The organism is Isosphaeraceae bacterium EP7 (genome assembly GCA_038400315.1).
Taxonomy (GTDB): Bacteria; Planctomycetota; Planctomycetia; order Isosphaerales; family Isosphaeraceae; genus EP7.
Genome location: CP151667.1, coordinates 1,647,635 through 1,671,120 on the forward strand (window position 1 = coordinate 1,647,635; position 23,486 = coordinate 1,671,120).

A 23,486-nucleotide genomic window follows, 5' to 3' on the forward strand; every position below is an offset into this window, starting at 1 on the left:
CCACACATCATTCGCTGATGGAGCTCGGAACCGGGGCAAGAGGGGGGTCTAGCAATTCCATTGCCGGAGTCTTGCTCTTCCATTTTATGCGGCCGGTTTGGTGACGGAAACAGCTTTTCCCAATCGGGTTAAAATTTGTGACAATTTGGGGATTTCGATCCCCAACTTTCACGCCGCCCGTTCGGTGCTCGCCAGAATGGCAGTCACTGCGTCGTCGTCTTGACGGGCTCGGTGCTGCTGCCCCGCGCAAGCCGGCCGAATAAGCCCGAGGGCTGTCCCCATCGGGCGTTCGGGTCGAACGCATCGACCGAGGCGAGTTCGGGCAGATCGACCTTGGGCGGGTCGAAGACATACCGCTCCAGGAGTTGTCCCTGGGCGTCGGCCGCCAGGACCATCGCGGGCAGTGAGGTGGTCGTGTCGAGGTAGACCCGCCAGTGCTCTCCGCTCGGCGTCACGCGAGTCAGGACGTAGCAGGCGCGGCCAACTTCCTGCGGAGACTCGACTCCGGCGTATTTCACCCTGCCCACGGCCGGGTCGTTCGATCGAGCGGGTGCCTCGACGTTCGCCAGAATCGTGTCGAAACCCGCCTCGGTAATCGGGTGCCGACCGCTGCGCATCACTAGCGGGCTGTCGGGTGCCAGCGAGAGCCTCGGAATCAGCGGATTGGGCATCTTGACGTGCATCTTGGCATCCGGCCCGTTACCGGCAAAGAGGACCTCGCGACCCTTGTTGGGGCCGTCGGGCCACTCGATCCGGACCGCCCGAGGCGACCTCAGGATGCTCAGCGTGATGTCCTCGACCGGCTGCAAGTCGGAGCCGACCCGCTCCTGGCGGCGGACCTTGACCTGATAATTGCCGATCGCGTCGAGCTTGGATCGGGCATCGGCCAGGACCTGCCTCATCTTGACGTCTTCGTCTTCGTCTTCGTCTTCCGACTTCGGCCCGGGCTCGTTCACGGGAGCCCCGGCGATGACCGGCGGGACGTCGACGGGCGGGACAACCAGCTTGGGCACCGAGATGTCCGGCAGGTCGAGCGGCGGCAGGGCATTGGGGGCGGGCCTGGTCGCTGCGGCCCGGATCCTCGAAGATTCCTGGGCCGCGAGCAGGGCGCCCGGGGTCGGGGAATCGGTCGGACCCGCCGCGGGCGGGGTCGACGGATGGGCCGTCGAACGGGTGACCGTTGCCTTGCCGTCGGCCGAATCCAGGTCGATCAGGTCGCCGACCAGCGATGGTCTCGAGGTCTGGGCCCGGGGAGTGAGGTCGCCCGCGACCGGGATCGGGATCGGTCCCGACGTGCTCGCCGACGGCCCGGGGACCACGACGTCCTTGCCCAGGGTCGGCCGACGATGGTCGCGGAACCGTGAGCAGCCATGCAAGGCGGGCGAGACGGCGACGAACGAGGCGAGCAGCAGATGGGCTGCCCGCCGGCGGCGCGCGCGATCCTTCGCGGAATTCATTGCGAGATCCCTCCCTCGACCGGCTCACTCCGCTCTGAGTTCGCGGCGCGGCAACGTCATATCTCAATCGACCGTTCCGGACAACCCGAGATCGAGGGCCTCCGGTCAGGTCGGCCCCGCCTGCGTGGGCTCGTCGCAGACCTGGAAACCTTGCAGGGCTTCCAGGTCGGGCATCAGGAGCGGCTGCTTATATTGTTCGACGGTCCCGCCGCTCCTCGCCAATCGCTTCCGCTGGAAATCGGCCCATGATCCGGCGGGGATCCGGCGTGCGCGGATCGGGGCGAGGCGGAGGGTTGATCGCTTATTCTCGTATTCGACGTTCAGAGCCTGAAGCTGATGCTCCATCTCCGAGGCCATCCGGCACGCGAGCTCGGAGTCGGCGTCCCCCTCCTCGATGAGCAGGACGTAACCGGGCGGGTCTCCCCACTCCGGGAGCAGCAGGAACGACTTCAGCCTGATCCCGAGCGCCCGCTGGGCCAGGTCGCCGGCCGCCACGACCTGGAACTCCGAGAGCTTCTCTCCGGTCAGGCTGGAGTAATGGGCCCCTTTGTTGAGGAACTCGATAAGGGGGGTCTCGCCCCGGTAGCCCGCGCACCGCACCAGGTCCTGGATGTGGTAGCGGTAGAGCCCGCCCGCCGTGGTCGGCAGGATGAAGTATCGCTTCCCCTCCTCGAGCTCGGTCGCCCCCAGCACGTCGGGCTGGTCGGCGTCCCCCTGGTCCTCGGGGATGAACTCGAAGTAATGATGGCGGATGTCGAGCAGGCCCGCGGCCGTCCCGTCCTCGATCGGGATGGTCATCCGCCCTTCCGACGCGATCAGGCCGACGTCGCGCACCGGCGTCTCGCCGAAGTATTCGGGATAGCCGCGCAGGTACGAACCCATCGTGCCGCCCGTCCAGTTGGAGAGGAACTGGAGGTTCGGCCAGTAATCCTTGGGTAGCAGGCGGCCCGTCCGCTCGACGATCCGCTCCAGCCGTCTGGCCGCATTGGGGCGTCGCCAGCGAGTCCGGGGCCGGATGGCCCGGCGCACCTCGTCGGGAATGGTCCATTTCTCGGAGACCGTGCCGTCCGCGAGGTCGCGGATGAGCGTCTCCTTCTCGCGATCGCCGAGGCGAGCGATGGCCAGGATCGTGCTCGGATTGGCTGCGATGACGGTGCCGACGTCGCGATACGCCGAGAGCCTCAACGCCACATAGTATTTGGATTCGACGTCCTTGATCCGCGACGCCGACGGGTGCATGCAGTAGACCGTCCGGACGAGGAGGCTCTGCATCTGCGACGTCAGGCCCGTGATCGCCCCGCAGGGAATCCCCGACGGTGTGACGCTCTCGCGCCAGTCGCTGGCGAGCTGGAGAATCGGCTTGAGCCCCGCAGTGAGCATCGCGGGATGGTCGTCGAAGGCACGAATTCCCCAGATCGTCCAGCCCTCGCGATAGCCGTCGAGCGACTCCTGGGTTACCGGGATCGTCTTGGGCCGGGCCGTGGTGCCCGACGTCATCGCGAACATCCGGACCGTTGTCCCGGCACCGAAGAGGGCGCCGATGTCGCCCTGCCGGACCCGCGCGATGTACGGCTCGTGGCCGTCGTAACCCCGCACGGGCACATGCTTCCGGAAGTCCTCGATCGACTTGATGGCGCCGAAATGATGGTCCCGGCCGAAATCGCTGCCGGCGTGCCGCGCGACCATGCCCAGTAGCAGGCTGCGCTGGACGGCGCCGGCGCGGGCGGTCTGTTCAAGAAAGCTGGCCGCCAAGGCACGCGAGCGATTCGTGAGCGGAAGTCCGGCGAGTCGACGGATCGTGCCGATCATTCGGGTTCGACCTCGGCTCTAGGACCTGGAGAGAATGGGAGGGATGGGCCGGCGCGTTCGATCGGACGCCGACATCATGAGGCGAATCGTAGCAGGCGGAGAATCTCTGTCAACGCAAAGGCCGCCGCAGCCGGTGATTCCTCCGGTCCGCGGCGACCTGATCGGCGTCGTTGGCCAGTCAGGGACCGGTCAGGGTCGGGTCATCTCGGACTTCTTGGCCTTGAAGCCCGCTTCGATCAGCCCGAGGGTCGTCTTGGTGTCAAACCCTTCGACGATCGTCACATCGACACCGCGGCGGTCGATCGCGTAATCGGTGCCCCTCACGGAGCGGCGGAGGGCGTCGGCAGGTTGGTCGGGGGTCTCGGCATCGGCGTTCATCTTGGTCGCCTGGAACCGCGCGTAGCCCTGGGCAAATTCCTTGGCGTCTTCCTCGGTGTCCCAGGTCAAGGCCCAGACGAGGCCGAGCTTGCCGCCGGGCTTCTCGAAGACGGCGTAGCGGTCGCCGTCCCAGCCGGCCGCCGCCTTCTTGCCGCCGTGCTTGTTCAGCAGGACGCTCGTCTGCATCTCGCCGACCACGTTCCGGCCCAGCTCTTTCCAGTCAGGGCCGGCGTCGAGCGTGCCGAGGTCGATGAGGGTGGGGACGTCGGGCTTGGCCTGGTACTTCTCGGGGTGGAGGATCTGCTCGGTCGACAGCGGCGGATTCTTGTACGCCTCGTCGATCCCTTCCCAGCCCTTGTCATTCGTCAGCTTGGAGACGAAGACGAGGCCGCGGAGGTAAGGGAAGACAAGCGACTCGATGAGCACGGGCGGGGCCTTCTTCAGGCTGGCGCCACCGGCGAACTTCATGAACGGCATGATGAACGACATGGTTCGTTCGAGGTCGGCCGAGGGGAGGACGGTGATCGCCTTGCCCTGCCAGTCGTCCATCTGCGCGGCCATCATCGTCAGGGTGGCCTCACCCTCGATGAGGGCCGAGACCGCCATCGCGGCGTCGTCGTTGCCCTTGGCCGCCTTCTGGAGTGCGGCGAGGTCGTAATGCTGGTCGGCCAGGGCGTGCGTCAGCTCGTGGGCGAGCACCGTCTTGTTCTGGTCCTTGTCGAACCCGCCGGTCCGGCCGAGGAGCTTGTCGAGGAACCCGACCGGCTTCTTGTCCTTCTCCTTGACCTCGGGCTCGCGGATCAGGTGCATCGTCTTGGTCCGAGGGTCGTAGAACGCGGCGATCTCCTCGGAATAGACCTGGACCATCGTCGCCTTGAGGTCGGCGTTGCGCGGGAGGAAGCCGAGGGCCTTCATGCCCATCTCCATCGCCCGGAACTCGCCCGGTGTCGAGTCTTCGTCCAGCTCCTTGACGAGGAAGTCTTTCAACGCTTCGCGTGCGGTGACGTCGCGCTTGACCTCGGTCTTGAACGGCAGCTTGCGCATCACGGGCAGGAGCTTCTCGAAAGCCTGCTTGTATTTGAGGACGGCCTGGTTGGTATCCGCCTTGTCGGCGAGGTCGTCCCCCTCCTTCAGAAGCGTCTTGCCCGCCGTAATTCCCGGTTCCGTGTCGTCCGCGGCATGGGCCCGTTGAGTCAGGGCCAGCGCGGCCGTCAGGAGCGTCAAGGCGGCGACCCGAGTCAGCAGCATGGTGGGAGGCCTCGTCCAAGGGGGTCGAATCGGAGTCGTGCCCCGCGTTCAGGCTTCGCCAGATTCGGCGAAGTTTCGGGGGAGGGATGATCCATCATTCATTATGGACGAGGCCGGTCTCGGTCGGCTAGCGGGGGGGGCGAGGAGACGCCGGCCTGGTTGGCCGGGGGATTTCCCTGGGCGGCCCGTTCCGCGGGGAACGGCACGGCCAGAAGCTGCTTGGCCGCCCGGACCCAGACCTCCCTCAGGTCGCGGGCGGATCCACGCTGTGAGATCTTCATCCCCTCGTCGTACGCGAGGATCCCCAGGATGTCCGGCTCGCTCATCCCCTTGGACCGCATGAACTCGATCCGACCATTTCGCGTGAATTTCGTCTTCCGCGCCGAGCCCTTGAAGGCCTTCGCCACGGCGTCCTCGATCTCGGGCTGGACCGGCAGAAGCGACCGCTCGCGAAGCTCGCTAACCTGCGTCCCGAGCGCATCGCCGCGTCCGGCCAGCACCCGCCGCAGCTCGGCGCGGAACCTGGGACGCTGGGCATCGGCGCGCTTCCGCGCCTCGGCGACCTCGACCTTGCGACGTTCGAGGCTCTGCTGCTTGTCCCGCTCGGCGAGCTTCGGCTTGATTGCCTCGATCGCGCGGATCTCGGCCTTGCGCTCGGTCGACTCGCGCTGGATGTCCTTCAGGACCTGATCGCGGGTCAGCTTCGGAGGCTCGGCCGCCGGTTTGACCTCGGCAACTTCGGCCTTAGCCTCGCCCGGGTCGACGGCGTCCGGCGGCGGGACGAGGGCCTCGATGCCCGCCAGGGGTTCGCTCTCGGGCGCCGCGATGGGGGTCGGGGACGGCGGCAATTGCGTTGGATTCGCCGCTGCGAGGGGAGCAAGGGGGGCGAGTTTCGGTTCCGACGGATGGGCAAAGCCGATCGAGGCGGGCTTCGAAGGCTCGCCCTCGATGTTACCGAGGACGATCGAGGGATCGAGGATCGAACGGATCTCGAGCTGAGGCCGCTCGATCACCGGGACGGGCTCGGGCCCTTTCGACTCGTCGGAAACCTGAGGCTCGGCAGGGTTTACCGGCCGGGTCGCGACTCGATTCGATGGCCCCTCGGTGGGATGGGGGAAGCTCTGCCGATAGACCAGGATCCCCAGCGCGGCGGCGATGAGGAGCAGGGCGGGGAGCATGACCAGCGGGACGCTGGCTCCTCCCTTCTGCACGATCACGATCCGAGCTTCGCCGGCCTCGGGAGCGTGCAGGATCGGGGTCGGGTCGACGGCCAGTTCCCCGGATTCGTCCGCCGCCGGTCCCTCGTCAATTCGAGTCTCGGCCATCGCAGTCTCTCCAGAACGAAACGAACCCGGCGAAGCGTCGGTCATCTCGAAGAGGGCTCATCCGCCGCCGGATCCGCCCACGCCCGTGCCTCGGATCGTCTGGCCCATCGGGTCGAGCGCCGCCATGATCTGCTCGGCGGCCGGCAGCGGTGACACCGAGCCTTTGAAGGAATCGGCGAGGGGACCGTACAGGTCCGCCACCTCGTCGCCCGTCTTGCCGGCGACAGACAGGGCGACCTCACGGACGGTCCGGCCCGTCTTGTAAGCCAACTTGGCGATCGCCGCAGCGCGATCATAGCCCACGATCGGTGCCAGCGCCGTGCACATGGCCAGGCTCCGCTCGATCGACTCCGCGCATCGAGCCTCGTCGGCAATGAGGCCGGCGACGCACTTATCCTGGAGGTGTTGAGCCGCGGTCGTCAGCAGCGCGATCGATTGCAGCAGGTTGTAGGCGATCACCGGCATCATCACGTTCAGCTCGAAGTTAGAGCCGACTCCATTGGCCCAGGCGATCGTCGCGTCGTTGCCTACGACCTGCGCGGCCACCATCATCACGGCCTCGGGGATGACCGGATTGACCTTGCCCGGCATGATCGAGCTGCCCGGCTGAAGCTCTGGCAGGACGATCTCGCCAATTCCACACCGCGGGCCGGAGGCCAGCCATCGGAGATTGTTCGCGACGTTGGACAGGCTGATTGCCACGCTCCGGAGGGCCGCCGAGGCCTCGAGCGCCGCGTCGCGACCGGCCATCGCCTCGAAGGGGTTGTCGGCGGGCCTGAAGGTCAGGCCGGTCTGCTGGGTGAGCCGGGCAGCCATCCGCTTCGGAAAGTCGGCGTGCGTGTTGATCCCCGTGCCGACGGCCGTCCCGCCGATCGGCAATTCCGCCAGGGCTAGCCCGGCCGCCTGCAATCGTCGGATCCCTTGGGCCACCTGCGCCGCGTAGCCCGAGAATTCCTGGCCCAGCCGGATCGGGACCGCGTCTTGCAGGTGGGTCCGGCCGATCTTGACGATCGGGTCGAACGACCTGGCCTTGGCGTCGAGCCCCTCGCGCAGCAATTCCAGCGAGGGTATCAGGTGTTTCGAGATCCCCTCGAGCGCCGCGACATGGATGGCCGTGGGGAAGACGTCATTGGACGACTGCCCCATGTTCACCGAGTCGTTGGGGTGGACCGGGGACTTGCCGCCACGGCCGGCTCCGAGGATCTCGTTGGCGACCCCGGCGATCACCTCGTTCGTGTTCATGTTCGACGACGTGCCGCTGCCTGTCTGGAACACGTCGACGACGAACTGGGAGTCGTACCGCCCCTCGGCCACCCCCTGTGACGCCTGGGCGACGACCTCACCGATCTCGGCGGCGAGCAGCCCCAAATCCATGTTCACCTGCGCCGCGGCCCCTTTGATCAATCCCAGGGCCCGGATCATGGCTCGCGGGATGCGCAGGCTGCTGATCTGGAAATTGAGCTCGGCCCGCCTGGTCTGGGCGCCATAATACGCCTCGGCCGGGACCTCCATGCTCCCCATCGAGTCGAGTTCAGTTCGCGTCATGGCGGTCCGCCCGGGTCATCGTTCGGCCCGGGCAAGCCCCCCGGACCGTCTCTCTAAGTCCCGGCGATCTTACCAAAATGAGCCCCTCTGGGCACACCCAAGAGGTCTCTACGGGGTCCGCATGCGGACGGATCGGGCGATCCCGGAGAGGCGACTGACCAAACCGCCCCGCGCTTCGGGCCAACTGTAAGTTCAGGTACTCAGGCCGAAGTCTTCGCGTCCACGACTGGCCAGAGACCAACCCGGACGTGATCCACGGGCGGATGGGTCGGGCAGGCCATTCGACGGAGTGAGACTGAAGACCGATCATGGGCATGACGGCTTGTTGAATCAGGGGGGAGTCGAGATGAATCCGACAAATTAGGTCCTCACGACGCGTTGAGGACCTTGAGAGTTGTGATCCATCCCGAATTGAACTCTCCACGCCTGGGATCTCCACGAACCATATCTCCATCGTGGCCCGGCGCACCACATCGCACTCCAACGCCTTCATCACCTTCAGATTCAGCCTCGCCCCTTTGACGTGGATCGTCTTGATTAAGCCAATCGTGGAGGGAATGCCCTTCCAACTCAACGACCGGGCGAATCCCACCAACGGCTCGATCGATTCCAGCAGCGGCCTTCTCTACGAAGACGGCCCGGGACGGAGTCGCGCGGCTCGGAACGTCTGACGGACGAACCGTTTCACCCGGCGTCTTAGCCCGATCGCATCGAGAAGCCCGATGGCGGCGCGGGAGGAGGCGTCGAGGCCGGCGTAAAGTCCCAGGAGCATGAGGTGGCGCAGGCTTCGGCGAAAGTGGAAGAGGTCCGCAAATGGGATGCTCCGGGTCGAGAAGACCTCCTTGTGCAGCCCATCTCCATCGGCGAAATCGAATGTCCGGTGCTGGCCCTCAGCGAACAGACGTTCCAGCGCGAGGTAGAGCAGGACGATCCCCGGGGACCAAGGATTGAACTTGGGGTCATGACCGGCATATCGGTACAGGAGGTCATTCCCTCGCGCCACGCAATGAAGAAAGGAGACGGGATGCTCGCGGTGGAAGAGGATGAAGGAGCGCACCATGTCCTCGGAGGCGAGCCGCGATAACTCCCGCAGTATCCCTGCCGATTGAGCCCGCTGAGAATCGCTTGTTGGATCGGCAACTCGGCGTAGGCGTAACCACAGGGTCGATCATCTGACGGCAGACCAAGTCGGTTCCGATGCGAGCGGTCTAACTTCGGTCCTCGGCGATTTCCATGATGTCGTCCAGGAGTCGACGCATGCGGACCTCCGCAAGGCGACGCCCCCCGACGGATGAGGCATCGAGGCAGGTCATGCCGCATTGCAACTCAGGCAACATCTCGCCGATGGTGACCCGGCTCCAGCCGAGATGGTCGTCGGCCCGGCGTCGGGTCGCCCCATCCCATGGCCTTGGCGGCCCTGGCCATGAAGGGTCGCTTCTTGCTGCGATTGTGGATCTTGAAGGTGTCGATGAGGACGGGAAACTTCTCGGGGAGGACGCACACCGTCGCTCCTGAACTCACTGGGGGTAAGTCGTCAGGATACGGGATACCGATTTGCTTTCAAGGCATTAAAATGCATGAATACCAGGAACGTGGGAATGCATGGCAAGCGAGGAGGACCACCCCTCAAGCCGGCAGTGCCACGTTCGTCAGACCGTGTCGGGGCCCGGTTGCGAGCAACTCAGCCCGGGCTTGGCGGTTGGTTGGTCGGCCTCCGGAAGGGGCCAGGAGACGAGCTGGATCTCGGGTCCCTTGATGGCCAGGAAGGGGCAGGGCGGGTGCTCGGTCCAGGTCCCGCTGTTGAGGTATCGGACCCCGTCGACCGTCACGTCGAGCGCGAGATGGGTGTGGCCGCAGGTCACCGCGAGGAAACCCTTGCTCCGGGCATAGTCGATCGCCCGCTGCTGCACGAGCTGGCTATTACGCTGGAATTTCTTGGTGACACGCCGCAGCCAGCGGGACGCCCGGTGGGGCATCGACTTCTGGAAGTAATAGTAGATGCCGCATGCGAAGTTGGTCAGGAACGCATAATTGGTGACGACCGTGTCGAACTGGTCGCCGTGCAAGATCAGGAGCCGGACCTGGCCGTTGTCGAAGACGTACTCGTCATGGATCTCGACGCCGACGATGTGACTGACGATGTCGGCCGCGCCGTCATGGTTGCCGCGCAACCAGACGACCCGCACGTCGTCGCGGTCTGAGTTCCTGCGGATCTCCTTCAGGCAGGCGAAATGCCTCTTCGAGAGGCGCTTGAAGTTCAGGTCATCGAAGATATCGCCATTGATGATCAGCTCGTGGGTGTGGTCGAACGCCCAGGTCAGGAACTCCTCCAACAGCCTGGCCTGGCAGACGTCGCTACCCAGGTGCAGATCGCTCAGCACGATGCCGTCGTAGATCAGGTCACCGATCGGCACATGCGCGGTCTTCAGGTCGTCCATCGTGGCCCTTGATTCCGAATGTTCGTGGAGGGCAGAGGTCGGGTCTCGGTCCTCTGCGAGGGTCTCAAAAACGTCGGCCGCGTTCGGCCCGCTACCAGCCGGCGTAATAGGCCATCCCGGGATAGTCGCGGACGAACCCCGCCTCGGCCAGCCAGGGGGCCGCCGGGCTCGCCAGCGTGGCAGCCCCGTTGTAGGTTTCGACCTTCAGGACCCGCCGACTGGAGGTCGCCAGGCTTGGCAGCAGGCCGACCGCGGCCTTCAACTCGGCCTCGGAGGCCGCACCCAGCCCGGTCAGCCGCTTGCCCGTCCCCTCGACGATCAGGATCGGCCGGCCGCCCATCAGGACGATCCAGTTCGAGGCATTGCGAAAGAGCCTGGCCGTCCCCCCTTCGAGCAGCGGCACGTCGAGCGGCGCCCCCGAGCCGTAGAGGTTGGCCGGGTCCAGGGTCGGAAGCAGGATCGGGGCCGCCGATTGGCCGGAGTTCGCCCATCGCGCAAGAGACTCGATCGTCTCGGCCTCTGCGAACTGGACGCCCGAGAGTCCCTCGACGAAGTGGCCCCGACGCAGCTCGCCGCGCATCTCGGCCCGGTCCAGGAACGGGAAGAGCTCGCGCCAGGGGGGGCACCAGGGCTCGACCGCCACGGTCTCGCGGCAGAGCACGCCGAATCGATCCAGGACCGCCGCCGCCCAGGCCAGGGCCGAACCTTCCGCGTCGCCCTCGGGGGCCGAGACGAGTGACCAGCGCCCTTCAGGACGATCGGTCACCGGCCGCCTGGGCAGCCGCCCACGCGTGCGCGACGCCGCTTTCGCCTCCACCAGCGCCTCGGCGCGTGCCCGCGATCCCGGACGGACCGGGTCGAACCGGTCATTGGTGACCAATCCACGGGCGACCAGCGTCGCCAGCGACGATCGAACGCGGAATGGTTCCATCGATGCTGAACGCGCCAGGTCGGGCACGAACGAGGCGCCGAGCGTTCCCAGGGTCGCCAGAATTGTCGCCGGATCACCCGAGAGCAGCTCGGCCCCTTCGACCACGGTCCAGTGGCCGGGAAAGTCGCGTGGGAGGATCGAGACCGAGGGGTCGGCGCGGGCGTCGGGGGCCTCGGCCCGCCAGGTCCAGCCGCCCGACGTCAGCGCCGAATCGAGCCAGGTCGGGCGATAATCCCCGAGGCGCCTGGGTAGCACGTCCGACTCCCAGACCTCGGCGGGAAGGGGCCGCCCTCGAAGCTGGTCCAGGACCGTCGTCAGCGCCGCCTCGCCTCGCAAGGGCGCCTCGGCCGCGACGTGCTGGCGGGCCAGGACGAAGGCCGCGAAGACCTCGGGCGCCACGGCGAGGGCTTCTTTTCGGCGCAACGCGATCGTGATCCGCCGGGCTTCTTCCAGGTTCCGCCGGTCGGCCCAGCGCACCCCGTCGGGGTCGTCTACCCGCACGAAATCCTCGGCATGTGCCCGTCGTTCCAGCACCTCGGTGGCGATCGCGGGGTCGATCGGGTAGCGCGAAGTCAGCTCGGCCAACCCGACCAGGGCCCTCGTCCGCATGTAGCGGCCCAGCACCGTCGCCATCGCCAGCTCGTCGGGCGGGTTTGCGAAGGCAAGGTCGAACGTGGCCAGGTCTTCGGCGTGGATCCAGCGACCCGGCCTCGCGGTCCCTTCCAGGTCGATCCGGCAGGCCCGATGATCGTCGGCCAGGTCGCGGAGAAACCCGGCCATCGGCCCGACCACCTCGTCGTCGTCAAGGTCCCCCAGCCGCCTCAGTGTTTCGGCCATCTCCTCGACGCTCCGAGGTGGTCGGCCCACCCCGCGCAGGCGGCCGTCGACCCGGCCAATGGCCGCTGGGTCGAGCCAGTTGGGGTCGGTCGAGGCCGACGCCAGCAGCGGGTTGAGCATCGCCTCGTCCACGGCCCTGGTTGTTGTCCCCCGATCGGCACGCTTGGGCTCGTCCCATTCGTACATGAATTTCAGGGTGAATTGGAAGGTCAGCTCCGAGGTGAACGGCGAGGGGATCTCATTGCGCCGGCCGACCACCTTGATCTCGCCCGAGGCGAGCCTGTCCAGGAAGATCCGGAGCCTGGGAAGGTCGAGGTCGTCGTCGATGCACTCGCGGTAGGTCTCGACCACGATGGGGAAATCGGGCGACTTGCGGACCACCTGGAGCAGGTCCTTCGCCCGCAGCCGCTGGAGCCAGAGCGGCGTCCGCTTGGATGGGTCGGGACGTGGCATCAGCAGTGCCCGGCCGGCGTTCTGGCGGAACCGCAGGCCGAACAGCGGGCTCTCGCCCAGCGTATCGCGGATCAATCGCTCGGCCAGGGCACCATCCAGCCCGCTCAGGATGTCGAGCGGCGGGTCGTCCATCCTCGGCAACCGGATCAGCACCCCGTCATCGGCCGAGAGGCAGGCCGCCTCGATCCCGTACCGCTCGCGCAGACGCTCTTGCAGCGCCAGCTTCAAGGCGTTGTGCAGCTTGCCGCCGAAGGGGGTCAGGATCGCCAGCCCCAGCTCTCCTGCCGGGTCGTCGAACGCCTCCACGAGCACCGTCCGGTCGTCGGGCGCCGCGCCGGAATGGCGGACCTGGCGGCCGACGTAATCTCGCAGGCGTCGGGCCGATCGTGCATCCAGCCGACACTCCTGTTCCAGCCAAGACAGGAGCGATTTGTCGTCCAGTCGCCCCGAGATTTCTCGGGTCAGCACGCCAACCGCCTCGCCCAGCTCGGCCGAGCGTGTCGCCCCTTCGCCGCGCCAGAAGGGCATCAGGGCGGACCTGCCCGCGGCCGGCGAGACCACCACCTTCTGCGGCTCGATGGCGTCAATCTTCCAGGTCGACGTCCCCAGCACGAACGTCTCGCCCACCCGTCGTTCCAGCACGAATTCCTCGTCGAGCTCGCCAAGCTTGGGCCCGTTCTCGCCGAGATAGAGCGGATATTGCCCCGTGTCGGGGATCGTCCCGCCGCCGACCAGGGCCATCCGCTGGGTGCCTGGAAGGGGAGCGAGCGCATTGTGCACGCGATCCCAGCTCAGACGCGGGCGCAGGTCGCGGAGCGACGCGGCGGGGAATCGGCCCGAGACCATCGCCAGCACCGCCTCGAACGCCTCTGGCGTGAGGTCGCGGTAGGGGTAGGCGCAGCGCATCAGGTCGAACAGCGCGGGGACATCCCAGCGATCCATCCCCACGCAGGCGACGACCTGCTGCGCCAGCACGTCCAGGCAATTCGTCGGCACCCTGAGGGCCTCGACCTGGCCTGCGATCATGGCCCTGGCCAGGGCCGCGGTCTCCAGCAGGTCTCCCGTGGTCTTCGCCAGCATCCGACCACGGCTCTTGCGGCCGACGATGTGACCCGCGCGGCCAACCCGCTGGAGCCCGCGCGCGATGCCGCCCGGCGACTCGACCTGGCAGACGAGGTCGACGGCCCCCATGTCGATTCCCATCTCAAGCGAAGCTGTCGACACGACCGCCGCAAGCTCGCCCTGCTTCAACGCGTCCTCGGTGCGTCTCCGCTCGTCCAGGTTCAGGCTGCCGTGATGGGCACGGACCAGCGGAGGATGCTCGCCGTCATCGCCGGGGCCGCGATCGACCTCGGCCTTCTCATTCAAGCGGCTGGTGAGCCGTTCGACGATCCGCCGATTGTTGGCGAAGATGATCGTCGACCGATTGGCGCGGATCGACGCCAGCAGGTCATCCTCGATGGCCGGCCAGATCGACCCCCCGGGCGGGCCGTCGCCGCCGGTCAGGGTCACCTCCAGCTCAAGCTCCTTGCGCCTTCCCGCGTCCACAATCGTCACCGGCCTGGGGACGAGGCGTGTTGAGCCGTCGGCCGTCGTCTCGATTGAACGGCCGCCGAGGTAGCGGGCGACCTCTTCTAGCGGGCGCTGGGTGGCCGAGAGGCCGATCCGCACGAATCCGGCCGGGTTGATGGCCTGGAGCCGCTCCAGCAGGATGGCCAGGAAGACCCCTCGCTTGTTGGGGCAGAGGGCGTGAATCTCGTCGACGATGACGTGCTCGAGTGCCCCGAGAGTCTCACGGGCGCCGCTCGTCAGCAGGAGGTGGAGCGATTCGGGGGTTGTGATCAGGATCTCGGGCGGACGACGACGCATCCTGGCCCGCTCGGCCTGCGGAGTGTCGCCTGTTCTCAGGCCCATCGACAGCGGGCGTAGCGGGGTTCCGGCCGCCTCGGCACCGGCAAGGATCCCTTCGAGCGGGTCCTGCAAGTTCCGCGCGATGTCGGCGTTGAGTGCCTTCAACGGCGAGATGTACAGGATCCGCGTCGTCGGCCGCGAGATCGGGTTTCGCCAGAGGTGGTCGAGGCCCGCCAGGAATGCCGCGAGCGTCTTGCCCGAGCCCGTGGGCGCGAAGAGCAGGGTATTCTCGCCCGCGGCGATCGCCGGCCATCCCTGCCGCTGCGGCGGGGTCGGCTCGCCGAAACGGGCGCGAAACCACTCTGCGACCGGGGGAAGGAACAACCCCAGCGGATCGCCGACGCCCTCGGCCTCGGCCATTTCCGGTCGCACTCGTCGATTCGTTCTCACTCGACGATTATGGACCATCGAGGCCCGTCGAACAATCCGTTACTGAACAGACGATTCCGTCGGGACCGTTAAACCTACCGAGTGACACTCGGCGTCGATCGCGTCATCGATCCAACCGCGGAGCATCTGGGCGACGCTCCGCTGATTCCGCCTCGACAGGGCGATCAACGCGGCGACCCTGTCGGATGAGAGGAGCAAGCCGATTTCGATGACATTCAAGCGATCGCTACTGCCCAAATCCAGTGCGGAACCGCCCGCCATTGCGGCGATCCTGGTTCGTTCCATCGGATGTTCCCCCCGGCCTTGGGAGTTTCTTACGAGACGAGTCGGTAAGTAAGGCAAATCGGGGGCCATCTCGTTGACCAGGTCCGTATTTTACCGGAACACGGTGATGACCAAAATGACCGCGATGCCCAGTAAAACGGCAACCAGAATGAAAGCATAGAGCCAGCGTGAGTCGTCCTGGTTCGCGTCGGCCCCGACCTTTGGACGCAGCGTATCTCGAGGATTCACGATCACGGCGGACCTGGGCTTGGGCAATGGTCGGGACATTGGAGCCGGGGCGGGGGTGGGGTCGCCGAGGTCTCGCAGATTGGCCAGGCTGATCCCTGAATCTTCGGTCATCAAGAGTCGAAGCTCGTCGTCGTCGAGCTCGGGGGGAGGCGGCCGGAACGCACGCGCGGCATCGGCCTCGGCACCGAGGATGGCGCGGACGATGGCAGGGTCGGTCCAGCGGGCGAGGTCAACCCGCAGCTCGGCCGCTGACTGATAACGATGGTCGGGCTCCTTGGCCATCAGCTTGCGGACGATCGCCCCGAACGTGGAAGGGACGCCGCGAGCGACCGTCTCCAACGGGTCGGCCTCGACCATCCGTTGCTTGAAGATCTTGTTGACGACGTCTCCCCCTTCGAACGGGGGGCGCCCGGCCAGGGTGAAGTAGAGCGTGCATCCCAGCGAATAGAGGTCGCTGCGGCGATCGGCGTGCGAGGCATTGCCCAGTTGTTCGGGGCTGGCATAGTCGAGCGTGCCGATGACGGTGTTGGTCTTCGTCAGCCGGTGAGCCTCCTCGTCCATGTCGCGGGCCAGGCCCAGGTCGAGGATCTTGGCGTCGCCTTCGGGCGTCACCATGATGTTCGACGGCTTGATGTCGCGATGGACCAGGCCCCCTCCGTGGGCGGCCTCCAGGCCGTCGAGGATCTTGAGGAAGAACCGGGCGGCGTCGGGCACACGCAAGGGGCCGCCGTCGTCCGACTTGACGACGTGGTAGAGGCTGTCGCCGGGGATGTACTCCATGACCATGAAGTAAACGTCGCCCTCGTTGCCCACCTCGAAGGTCCGTGCGAGGTTGGGATGATTGACACGGGTCGAGAGTTCCATCTCGCGCTGGAACCTGAGCAAGCTCTGCTCATCCTCCTGCGCTCGCTTGGGGGGCAAGACCTTGATCGCCACGAGGTCGCCGCGCTTCGGCCCTCGGGCGAGATAGACCTTGCCCATTCCCCCTTCGCCCAGGGGCCTGAGGATGGTGTAGCCGCCCACGAAGAAGCCGCGCGTGGCACCCGCCAGGATCTTGCGAGCCTGGTAGGACGTCAACAAGTCCTTGGAGATCAAGTGGCGGGCAAGCCTGACGGCGGCTTCAGGATTCTCGGTCGGCGCAACGGCCGCGCGGGCCCGCTCCAGGTCATCGGGCTTGACCAGGGCGGAGCGGGTCAGATTCTCGACGAACTCGTCGAGTCGCGGCATGCCCCGTCACCTCTGGTCGCTTGGGTCGGGGAATCGGCCGAAGTCCGGCCGGCACTCCGCCGATCGGCCGTCACTCGACGTGGACGACCAGGCAGGTGACATTGTCCTTCGAGTTATTGGCCAGCGCGCGATTCATCAGCAATCGGGAGGCCAGTTGTGGGTCGTCATTTTCCGCAAGGATGGTCGCGATGTCCGCGTCCTCGACGACTCCGGTCAGGCCGTCGGAGGCCATCAGGAACCGATCACCCGAGGCGATTGGCAAGACCCGGACGTCGTCGGGCCCGCCCCTCGCGTCCTTACTTCCCAGATACAAGTACAGCACGTTTTTGAACTTGTGGAATGGGACCTCGGACCGCGAGATCGTCCCGGCCTCGCCCAGGGCGTCGGCCAGCGAATGGTCCTTGGTCAACTGCTCCAGCTTGCGATCGCGCAGGCGATAGGCCCTGGAGTCGCCGATCCCGGCGACGTAGACGTGGTCGCGGCGAAACTGGGCGAGCACCACGGTGGTGCCCATGTTGGAATATTCGGCGCCGATGTGCGACTGGGCCAGGATCTCCTGGTTGGTCACGGCCACCGCTTCCTTGATCGCACGCGACGTCTGAGGCTGGTCGAGCGCCTCACCCACCAGGCGTTTGGAGAGCTCGCGCGGGATGAGGGTGACGGCCATCGAGCTGGCCTCCTCGCCGGCGAGTTGCCCGCCCATCCCATCGGCGACGATGAGCAGGCTCCCCAGGTCGAGCACCGAGGGACTCTCGAAGTCGACGTCCTTGCGGCCATCGTGGCGCACCGGCGGCAGGCCGGGGACGAAGAAGTTGTCCTCGTTGTGCTCGCGGTAGCGCCCCACGGTCGAGACCACGCCGACTTTGAGTCGCAACGGCCCCGCTGACGTCTTGGGCGTGGGATCGCCGGGCGCCAAGCGGCCCGCGGCGTTCGCGTGGGCGCCGACGTCGGGGGAAAACAGTTTACGCATCCAGGTCGCTAGGCCCACCTCGTCCGCCCTTCTCGTCACGCCGGACGCCCGATCTTCGCTCGACGGCGAGCGAACCTGGGCGAGCGGGGGCAGGGTCATCGCTCGGCGACCGGGGCTAGCCCCGGGTCATCGTCGGGCATGCCCACTCGATCAGATCTTCGACCCCGACCGAGCGATATGTCAGCAGCAACTCACCCGCCTCGAACCCGGCCGTCTGACCGTGATATCGGTTCATCGACTCCACCAGCCGAAAAATCCGGCTTTTGGCCGCCGGGAATTGGCTGCCGTACGCCCGGATGGCCTCAAGCTTGATGTCCATCGTCTGGCCGATGTCCGAGATGATTGACCCGGACGATTCCGGCAAGTCCAGGCTATTCAAGGCGATCGGGAAACTCAACTGGTTGGAAACCGAATGGACCGGCAGATTGTCGAAGTGCTCGTCCCACTTCGTCAGGCGACTGTAGAAGACCGCCGCGTCGGTGATCAGCATCGCCTGATAATGATCGGGAGATGCCATCACTGTCTTGCCGCCGAAGCCCAGGACCAGCCTGGGCCGGTGCCTGCGGAACACCTTGGCCAGCGCCACGCGGGCCTCGAAGGAGTCGAACAGCCGCCGGTTGGGCAGGTTCAGGTTGATCCGCTTGTGGACTCCGAGGATCTCGGCGGCGCGCCTGGCCTCCTCCATCCTGGCATCGGGGCCGGGCGAGAGCGGAGTCGGCTCGCCATCGGTCAAGTCGACGATGCCGACCTTGTAGCCCTTCAGGGCCAAGTTGGCGAGCGTCCCCCCGCAGGCGATCTCCACGTCGTCGGGGTGAGCCCCGACGGCGATCAAGTCGAGCTGAATATCGCCCGAGTCAGACGTGCCCAAAGCCAGTTCCCCGAAACCATTCGTCCCGAGAGGGACGGCAAGCTCTCTATTATAGAAGACGAACCCGGCCGTGGGCAACGCGCGCCCAATTTCGGCATATCCACTTCTGAGCGTTTCCGTTCAGTCGGCACCTTCGGGCTTCTTGACGACCGCCAGCAGGAACGACGGCATCACCGGCTCGAATCGGACGCGCTCGAATTGCTCGATCCCGCGGCTCACCGCCACGTTCCAGAGCTTGACCTCGCCGGCCAGCGACTTCAAGGTCTGGTAGGCCGTCAGGAGCCCGTCGATCGTGGCGACATTCACGGCCATCCGCCCGCCCATCGAGAGCCTTGCGTAGGCCGCGTTCAGCACGGCGTCGACCTGCCGGCCGGTGCCGCCGATGAAGATGGCGTCGGGATCGGGCAGGCCCACCAGGGCCTCGGGAGCGCGGTCGACGATGGGCCGGACGTTGGTGACGCCGAACGCCTCGGCATTGGCCGAGATCAGGGCGGCGTCGGCCGGGTCGGGCTCGATCGCGTAGACCACTCCCTGATCGGCGAGCTGGGCCGCCTCGATCGCCACCGAGCCGGAGCCCGCCCCCACGTCCCAGACCACGCTCGAAGGCCGGATGTCGAGCTGCGCCAGGGCGATCGAGCGGACCTCGGCCTGGGTGATCAGACCGCTCTTGGGCTGGCTCTGCACGAATGCGTCGTCGGGGTTGCCGAAGATCCTGAATTTACCCGATCGGCTCGCCTGGTCGGGCCGATTCGGCTTCCGGACCAGGATCAGCACGTTCAGGGGGTTGAAGTCCAGGTCGACCAGCTCGTCCAGCTCGGCCTGCGTAACCCGCTCGTCGGCCGAGCCCAGGTTCTCGCAGACGTAGGCCCGGAAGTAGTCGATCCCACGCTCCAGAAGCGCCTTCGCCAGCCGCTTCGGCGTGTTCTCGTCGCTGGAGAAGAGGCCCACCTTCTCGGCGGTCCTGATCCGGTCGAGCACCGCGGCTAGCGGGCGATCGGCCAGGCTGGTGAGGTAGGCGTCTTCCCAGGTTTCCTTCACGCGGGCGAAGGCGAGCTGCATGCTGCTGACGTGCGGCACGACCTGGAACTGGTCCTTGCCCAGGCGCTCGGTGATGTAACGGGCGACCCCGTAGAAGAGGGGATCGCCGCCGCTGACGAGCACGGGGTGGTCGAACTCCAGGGCATCGCGCACCTGGCGAACGGCACGGGGCATGTCGGGGTCCAGTTCGACGAGCTTGGCCTTCGTCGGCCCGATCAAGCCCAGCGTGGTCGTCGCGCCCAGGATCACGTCGGCCCCCGAGAGCACAGCGCGAGCCGCCTCGGTCAGGCCAGAAAGGCCGTCGTCCCCGATCCCCAAGATGACCAGCTTCGCCCGAGACTCGGCCACCGCCCGCCCTCCCATCGCCTACATCGACCGGGACGACCGCCCCGGCGCAACCCAAGGATGCGCCACTCGGGCCGTGCGTTGCAACCCCTCAACGGGCCGGTTCGTTACGCTCACTCGGGCACCCCTCGGGGGCGCATGGCAGCAAGTAGCCTTCGATCGCCTGCGCGAAGACCTCCGCGTGCGTAAAATGAGGCTGGTGCCCGATCAACGGCATCAGGACCCCCGTCGCCCCGGGCAGTTGGGTCCGCAGCAGATCGAACTCCGACTGGCGAACGATCCGGTCCTCATTCCCGTGCAGCAGCAGGATCTCGACCGGGATCTGGGCCAGCTTCGGCCGCAGGTCAAGACGCGTCAGGAGCGACGTCCGATGGGCAATCCCGGCGATCGGCGTCAGGCCGTTCTGCTCCAGGTAAATCGGCCAGCGGTCGGCGATCACCCGGGGGAACTGGTTCTTCGAGTTGTGCTCGAGGATGGTTCGTCGCAACGGCAGTCGGTCGATCGTCCCCGGCACACGCCGGCCGACCGCCAGGGCCAGCTTCTCGGCGAACGAGAATTGACGGTGGGCGAACGCGCCTTGCAGCACCGCCTTGGGGAACCGTCGAGGCTCTCGGAGCAGGGCACCGAGCGTCACCGTGCTGCCGAAGGAGGTGCCGACCAGGAACACACGGCCGATCCGCAGGTGCTCGATCAGGTCGAAGACGTCGTCGACCAGATTCTCATGGGTGATCGAGGCCAGTTGGGCGGTGTCGTCGGGGTTGTCGCCGGGGTAGTCGAGGACGATCGTCCTGAATCGCGCGGCCAGCCGGTTGAGGGTCAGGGCGTAGCCTCGATACGTCGAGGCGATGCCCGGCAGCAAGATCAAGGGGGGGCCGGCGCCCAGAACCCGGTAAGTCATCCGGTGCCGCGGGCCTTGCCATTGGCCCACCTCGGCCTGGGCGTCGTAAGCGGCGATCTCGGCACGGAAATCGGCCGGGGCGGGGCAGGCAGGGCGGGCGCCTTCGTCGGCGTCCGGGGGGCTCGCGTTCGATGACACGTCAGGGCGCCTCGGTCGTCTGGTAGGAGACGCTGGCGAAGGAGACGCAGCAGGTGCGGCCTTCGTCCACGGCCTGTTGGTAGTTCAGGACGAGTCCCTCGGCCGGGCCCATCGCCTGAAGCATTGTATACGTCGCCGCCAGGCCGCAGACACGCCAGCGATCCTGGACCTTCGTCGCATGGCCGAACCAGCCAGCCGCGTCGCACCCCGTCGCGTGGCCGAGCATCCCTTCGTCGAACGAGCGAATCGTCCCCAGCAGTTCGGCGGAGACCGGATCGGGGTCGCCGAACTCCGGCCCGACGTGGCAGAGGTCGATCCCGGCGATGTAAACCACCTTGCCGGGGGCCTCGCGCTCGGCCTGCTTCAAGGCCTCGATGAACTGGCGGACTTCGGCGTCCTCGATCGGCTCGGCTCGGCGTATCATCAGGTCGTAGAACGACCCGACCAGGATCGGCACGATCCGGAACGGCCGGTCGCCCAGCACATACTTGAGGAACACCGCCTGGAACTCGACGGAGTGCTCCATCCGATGCGCCAGCTCGTCGTCGAAGTAAGTCGGCCCGGCGAACTCGGCGATCCGGTCCACATAGTCGCGATCGGTTTCGACCAGCCCGAGCGGGGTGTCAAAATCCTTCCGCGTCAGCACGAATCTGCGAGCGCACGCCTGATGTGCCACTCCCAGGATGACGAACGTGTCGGCATCGGATCGTTCGGCCAGCGCCCTGTACGCCCAGCTATAAGCCCGACCGCCTCGTCGGAAGTCGATATGAGGGCTGAGGATCCCGCGCAGTCGCCCGTCCACGTCGCCGACTGTCGGCTCGCCCGCCCCCCCTTCGCCGGCGAAGCACTGGAGCAGCTGGGCCTGGAGCGAACGCTGGGTGCTGGCGTAGGAACGACCCGCGAAAGCGGGCGGGCGCACGCGGCTCTCGGCGTAATCTCGGCGGAACGCCTGGAAGGTCGGGCCGTCGAGCACCAGGGCCTGGTCGAGCTGCTCCGTCAGGGATTCCAGGTCGGCCAGGTCGATGAAATGGCCGGTCTCTCGAAGGGCGAGCGCCTGGATCGCGGCCAGCGTGCGCGTGCCGTCGAAATGTTGGACAACCCTGATCCAGGCGTCCCACGGGACCAGCATCGGCTGGGCGAAGAGGCCCAGAGGGTCCTCCAACGCGACGAAGGACCGCCCGTCATGGTCGAGCCGCCTACCGGAGAGCGGGCGGAGCTTGGGCCGGTCGAGAGGAGGCATTTCAGCGATCCTCGAAAGGCCGGGGAGCCTCCGAACGTCGCGTCAGGCCCGGATCCGCGATCCAGCGGCCGTGCGCGAGGAACCCCCGCCGGGATTGTCGAGGTCGGGCGGGGTTGCGTCAAGCCTGCCCGCCGCGTGGGCCGACCGGCGGCCCGGCGATCAGCGGATTGGTCCAGGTTTCCGGCGGCAGGTCCCGGGGAGTGATCACTGGCATCGTCGGGGCCTCTCGTTCTTCGCGGGGCCATCATGGGTCGGCACGGAATGGTAGGCCCCGGATCAAGTCTGGTGCGTTTTATCGACGCGGGCCGCGAGACCTCAGACCGTCCGAGACGATCTGGAGCCATTTTGGAATCTCTGCTAATGTGCGCCGGCGTCACGCCCGACGGACGAGCCGATTGCTCGGCGGCGGGCTGTACACGGAAGGAGTGACCCATGCGACGGATCGTCTGGACGTTGTTCTCGCTGACCGCACTGACGACGATGGGAGTGCGCGCGGCGGGGCAGACGGCCGCGCCGGCGCCCAGGAACGCGCCGCAGGCCCAGGCCCGGCCCAAGGCCGCGACTCAAGGTACCCCGGCCAAGCCCCAGGAAGCCAGGATCCCCAAGCCCGCGGTCCCGCCGCTCTCGCCGGCCGAGATCGCAGCCCGCCAGAAGAAGATGGACGACCTGCTCGTCCGCTGGGAAGCGTCGAGCAAGAAGGTCACCCAGCTCGACGTCCACATGACCCGGATCGACAGATCGGAGAACTGGCCCGCCGAATGGTACGACGGCCGGGCCATCCTCAAGGCTCCCCACTTCGCCATGATCGATTTCCGCGCCATCGAGATCGATCCCGCGACGAAGAAGCCGGTCAAGGGGCCCGACGGCAAGGCCAAGAGCAAGGCCCACCAGAAGGTGATCTGCGACGGCTCGAACGTCTGGGAATACAAAGACGAGACCAAGCAGATCTTCATCTTCCCGCTGGGCAAGGAGCAGAAGGAGAAGGCCCTCCTCGAAGGTCCGCTCCCCTTCCTCTTTAACATGCGGGCCGCCGAGGCGACCAAGCGGTACAAGATGACCTGGAAGGAAGAGAAGAACGACGCCACGATCATCGAGATCGTCCCACGCCTGGACATCGACCGCGACTCGTTCAGCAGGGCCTTGGTCCGGCTGAACAACACGACGCTGATGCCCGACGCCATGATCCTGTATGACCCCAACGGCAACGACTGGCAGGAATACAGCCTCGACGACGTCCGGCCCAACGCCAAGATCAACGACGACAATTTCAAGGGCGTGATGCTCGCCGGCTGGAAGGTCGAGAAGAACTCGCCGACCAAGCCCGGAGCTGCCACGCCGGCGACGGCCCCGGCAAGCGCCGACCCCGCGTCCCGTCAGCCCTCGGCCCGTCGCGCCCCGGCCAACCCGCCCAAGACACGCTGAGATTCGCGGATCTCGCCCGTCTACGGGCGTGTTTGACGGTCGTTCCGGGGGGGCCTATAATGGGCTCGTCGGATCGGCCTCCCCGGCCAAAAATGCAGGGGGCCG

15 protein-coding genes are annotated in these 23,486 nt (G+C 66.6%); 1 reads left to right on the plus strand and 14 read right to left on the minus strand.

The window, feature by feature from the left end; all coding sequences use genetic code 11:
* Window positions 1-203: 203 nt before the first annotated feature.
* The 14 genes from EP7_RS06425 to amrB all read right to left on the minus strand — a co-directional run bounded on the left by EP7_RS06425 (window position 204) and on the right by amrB (window position 21,959).
* Entirely contained in the window at window positions 204-1,457 is a 1,254-nt protein-coding gene (locus tag EP7_RS06425) for a DUF1571 domain-containing protein (protein WP_463526918.1), read from the minus strand.
* A 105-nt stretch (window positions 1,458-1,562) separates the two neighbouring features.
* Window positions 1,563-3,266 carry a GH3 auxin-responsive promoter family protein gene (locus EP7_RS06430; RefSeq protein ID WP_463526919.1) on the minus strand — a complete coding sequence of 568 codons (1,704 nt, stop codon included), beginning with the start codon at window positions 3,264-3,266 and terminating at the stop codon, window positions 1,563-1,565.
* A 189-nt stretch (window positions 3,267-3,455) separates the two neighbouring features.
* Window positions 3,456-4,892, minus strand: a complete 1,437-nt coding sequence (locus EP7_RS06435; RefSeq protein WP_463526920.1) for a hypothetical protein — start codon at window positions 4,890-4,892, stop codon at window positions 3,456-3,458.
* A 101-nt stretch (window positions 4,893-4,993) separates the two neighbouring features.
* A complete protein-coding gene (locus EP7_RS06440) occupies window positions 4,994-6,217 on the minus strand; it encodes a hypothetical protein (protein WP_463526921.1) in 1,224 nt (407 codons plus the stop codon).
* A 57-nt stretch (window positions 6,218-6,274) separates the two neighbouring features.
* Complete coding sequence (locus EP7_RS06445) at window positions 6,275-7,762, minus strand: class II fumarate hydratase (protein WP_463526922.1); 1,488 nt, start codon at window positions 7,760-7,762, stop codon at window positions 6,275-6,277.
* A gap of 625 nt (window positions 7,763-8,387) precedes the next feature.
* Entirely contained in the window at window positions 8,388-8,924 is a 537-nt protein-coding gene (locus EP7_RS06450; RefSeq protein ID WP_463528373.1) for a GNAT family N-acetyltransferase, read from the minus strand.
* Window positions 8,925-9,411: 487 nt separating this feature from the next.
* Window positions 9,412-10,200, minus strand: a complete 789-nt coding sequence (locus EP7_RS06455; protein ID WP_463526923.1) for a UDP-2,3-diacylglucosamine diphosphatase — start codon at window positions 10,198-10,200, stop codon at window positions 9,412-9,414.
* Between the two features lie 91 nt (window positions 10,201-10,291).
* The gene (locus EP7_RS06460; RefSeq protein ID WP_463526924.1) at window positions 10,292-14,692 is read right to left on the minus strand and encodes a DEAD/DEAH box helicase; all 4,401 of its coding nucleotides are present in this window, start codon (window positions 14,690-14,692) and stop codon (window positions 10,292-10,294) included.
* Between the two features lie 405 nt (window positions 14,693-15,097).
* Window positions 15,098-16,462: a serine/threonine protein kinase gene (locus tag EP7_RS06465; RefSeq protein ID WP_463526925.1), complete on the minus strand. Its 1,365-nt coding sequence runs from the start codon at window positions 16,460-16,462 to the stop codon at window positions 15,098-15,100.
* A gap of 70 nt (window positions 16,463-16,532) precedes the next feature.
* Complete coding sequence (locus EP7_RS06470) at window positions 16,533-17,450, minus strand: PP2C family protein-serine/threonine phosphatase (RefSeq protein ID WP_463526926.1); 918 nt, start codon at window positions 17,448-17,450, stop codon at window positions 16,533-16,535.
* Window positions 17,451-17,547: 97 nt separating this feature from the next.
* The gene (locus EP7_RS06475) at window positions 17,548-18,300 is read right to left on the minus strand and encodes a PIG-L family deacetylase (protein ID WP_463526927.1); all 753 of its coding nucleotides are present in this window, start codon (window positions 18,298-18,300) and stop codon (window positions 17,548-17,550) included.
* Between the two features lie 120 nt (window positions 18,301-18,420).
* Window positions 18,421-19,686, minus strand: a complete 1,266-nt coding sequence (cbiE, locus tag EP7_RS06480) for a precorrin-6y C5,15-methyltransferase (decarboxylating) subunit CbiE (RefSeq protein WP_463526928.1) — start codon at window positions 19,684-19,686, stop codon at window positions 18,421-18,423.
* 88 nt (window positions 19,687-19,774) lie between these two features.
* Complete coding sequence (locus EP7_RS06485) at window positions 19,775-20,719, minus strand: alpha/beta fold hydrolase (RefSeq protein WP_463526929.1); 945 nt, start codon at window positions 20,717-20,719, stop codon at window positions 19,775-19,777.
* Between the two features lies 1 nt (window position 20,720).
* Window positions 20,721-21,959 carry an AmmeMemoRadiSam system protein B gene (gene amrB / locus EP7_RS06490; protein ID WP_463526930.1) on the minus strand — a complete coding sequence of 413 codons (1,239 nt, stop codon included), beginning with the start codon at window positions 21,957-21,959 and terminating at the stop codon, window positions 20,721-20,723.
* A 432-nt stretch (window positions 21,960-22,391) separates the two neighbouring features.
* On the opposite strand from amrB, the gene EP7_RS06495 reads away from it, so the two are divergent.
* Complete coding sequence (locus tag EP7_RS06495) at window positions 22,392-23,381, plus strand: outer-membrane lipoprotein carrier protein LolA (RefSeq protein ID WP_463526931.1); 990 nt, start codon at window positions 22,392-22,394, stop codon at window positions 23,379-23,381.
* Window positions 23,382-23,486: the final 105 nt, after the last annotated feature.

Bases quoted from the DNA above. Each gene is read 5' to 3' on its own strand.
- EP7_RS06455 (WP_463526923.1), bottom strand. From the start codon at position 10,200: ATGGACGACCTGAAGACCGCGCATGTGCCGATCGGTGACCTGATCTAC.
- EP7_RS06465 (WP_463526925.1), bottom strand. From the start codon at position 16,462: ATGCCGCGACTCGACGAGTTCGTCGAGAATCTGACCCGCTCCGCCCTG.
- EP7_RS06440 (WP_463526921.1), bottom strand. From the start codon at position 6,217: ATGGCCGAGACTCGAATTGACGAGGGACCGGCGGCGGACGAATCCGGG.
- EP7_RS06445 (WP_463526922.1), bottom strand. From the start codon at position 7,762: ATGACGCGAACTGAACTCGACTCGATGGGGAGCATGGAGGTCCCGGCC.
- amrB (WP_463526930.1), bottom strand. From the start codon at position 21,959: ATGCCTCCTCTCGACCGGCCCAAGCTCCGCCCGCTCTCCGGTAGGCGG.
- EP7_RS06435 (WP_463526920.1), bottom strand. From the start codon at position 4,892: ATGCTGCTGACTCGGGTCGCCGCCTTGACGCTCCTGACGGCCGCGCTG.
- EP7_RS06495 (WP_463526931.1), top strand. From the start codon at position 22,392: ATGCGACGGATCGTCTGGACGTTGTTCTCGCTGACCGCACTGACGACG.
- EP7_RS06425 (WP_463526918.1), bottom strand. From the start codon at position 1,457: ATGAATTCCGCGAAGGATCGCGCGCGCCGCCGGCGGGCAGCCCATCTG.
- EP7_RS06430 (WP_463526919.1), bottom strand. From the start codon at position 3,266: ATGATCGGCACGATCCGTCGACTCGCCGGACTTCCGCTCACGAATCGC.
- EP7_RS06460 (WP_463526924.1), bottom strand. From the start codon at position 14,692: ATGGCCGAGGCCGAGGGCGTCGGCGATCCGCTGGGGTTGTTCCTTCCC.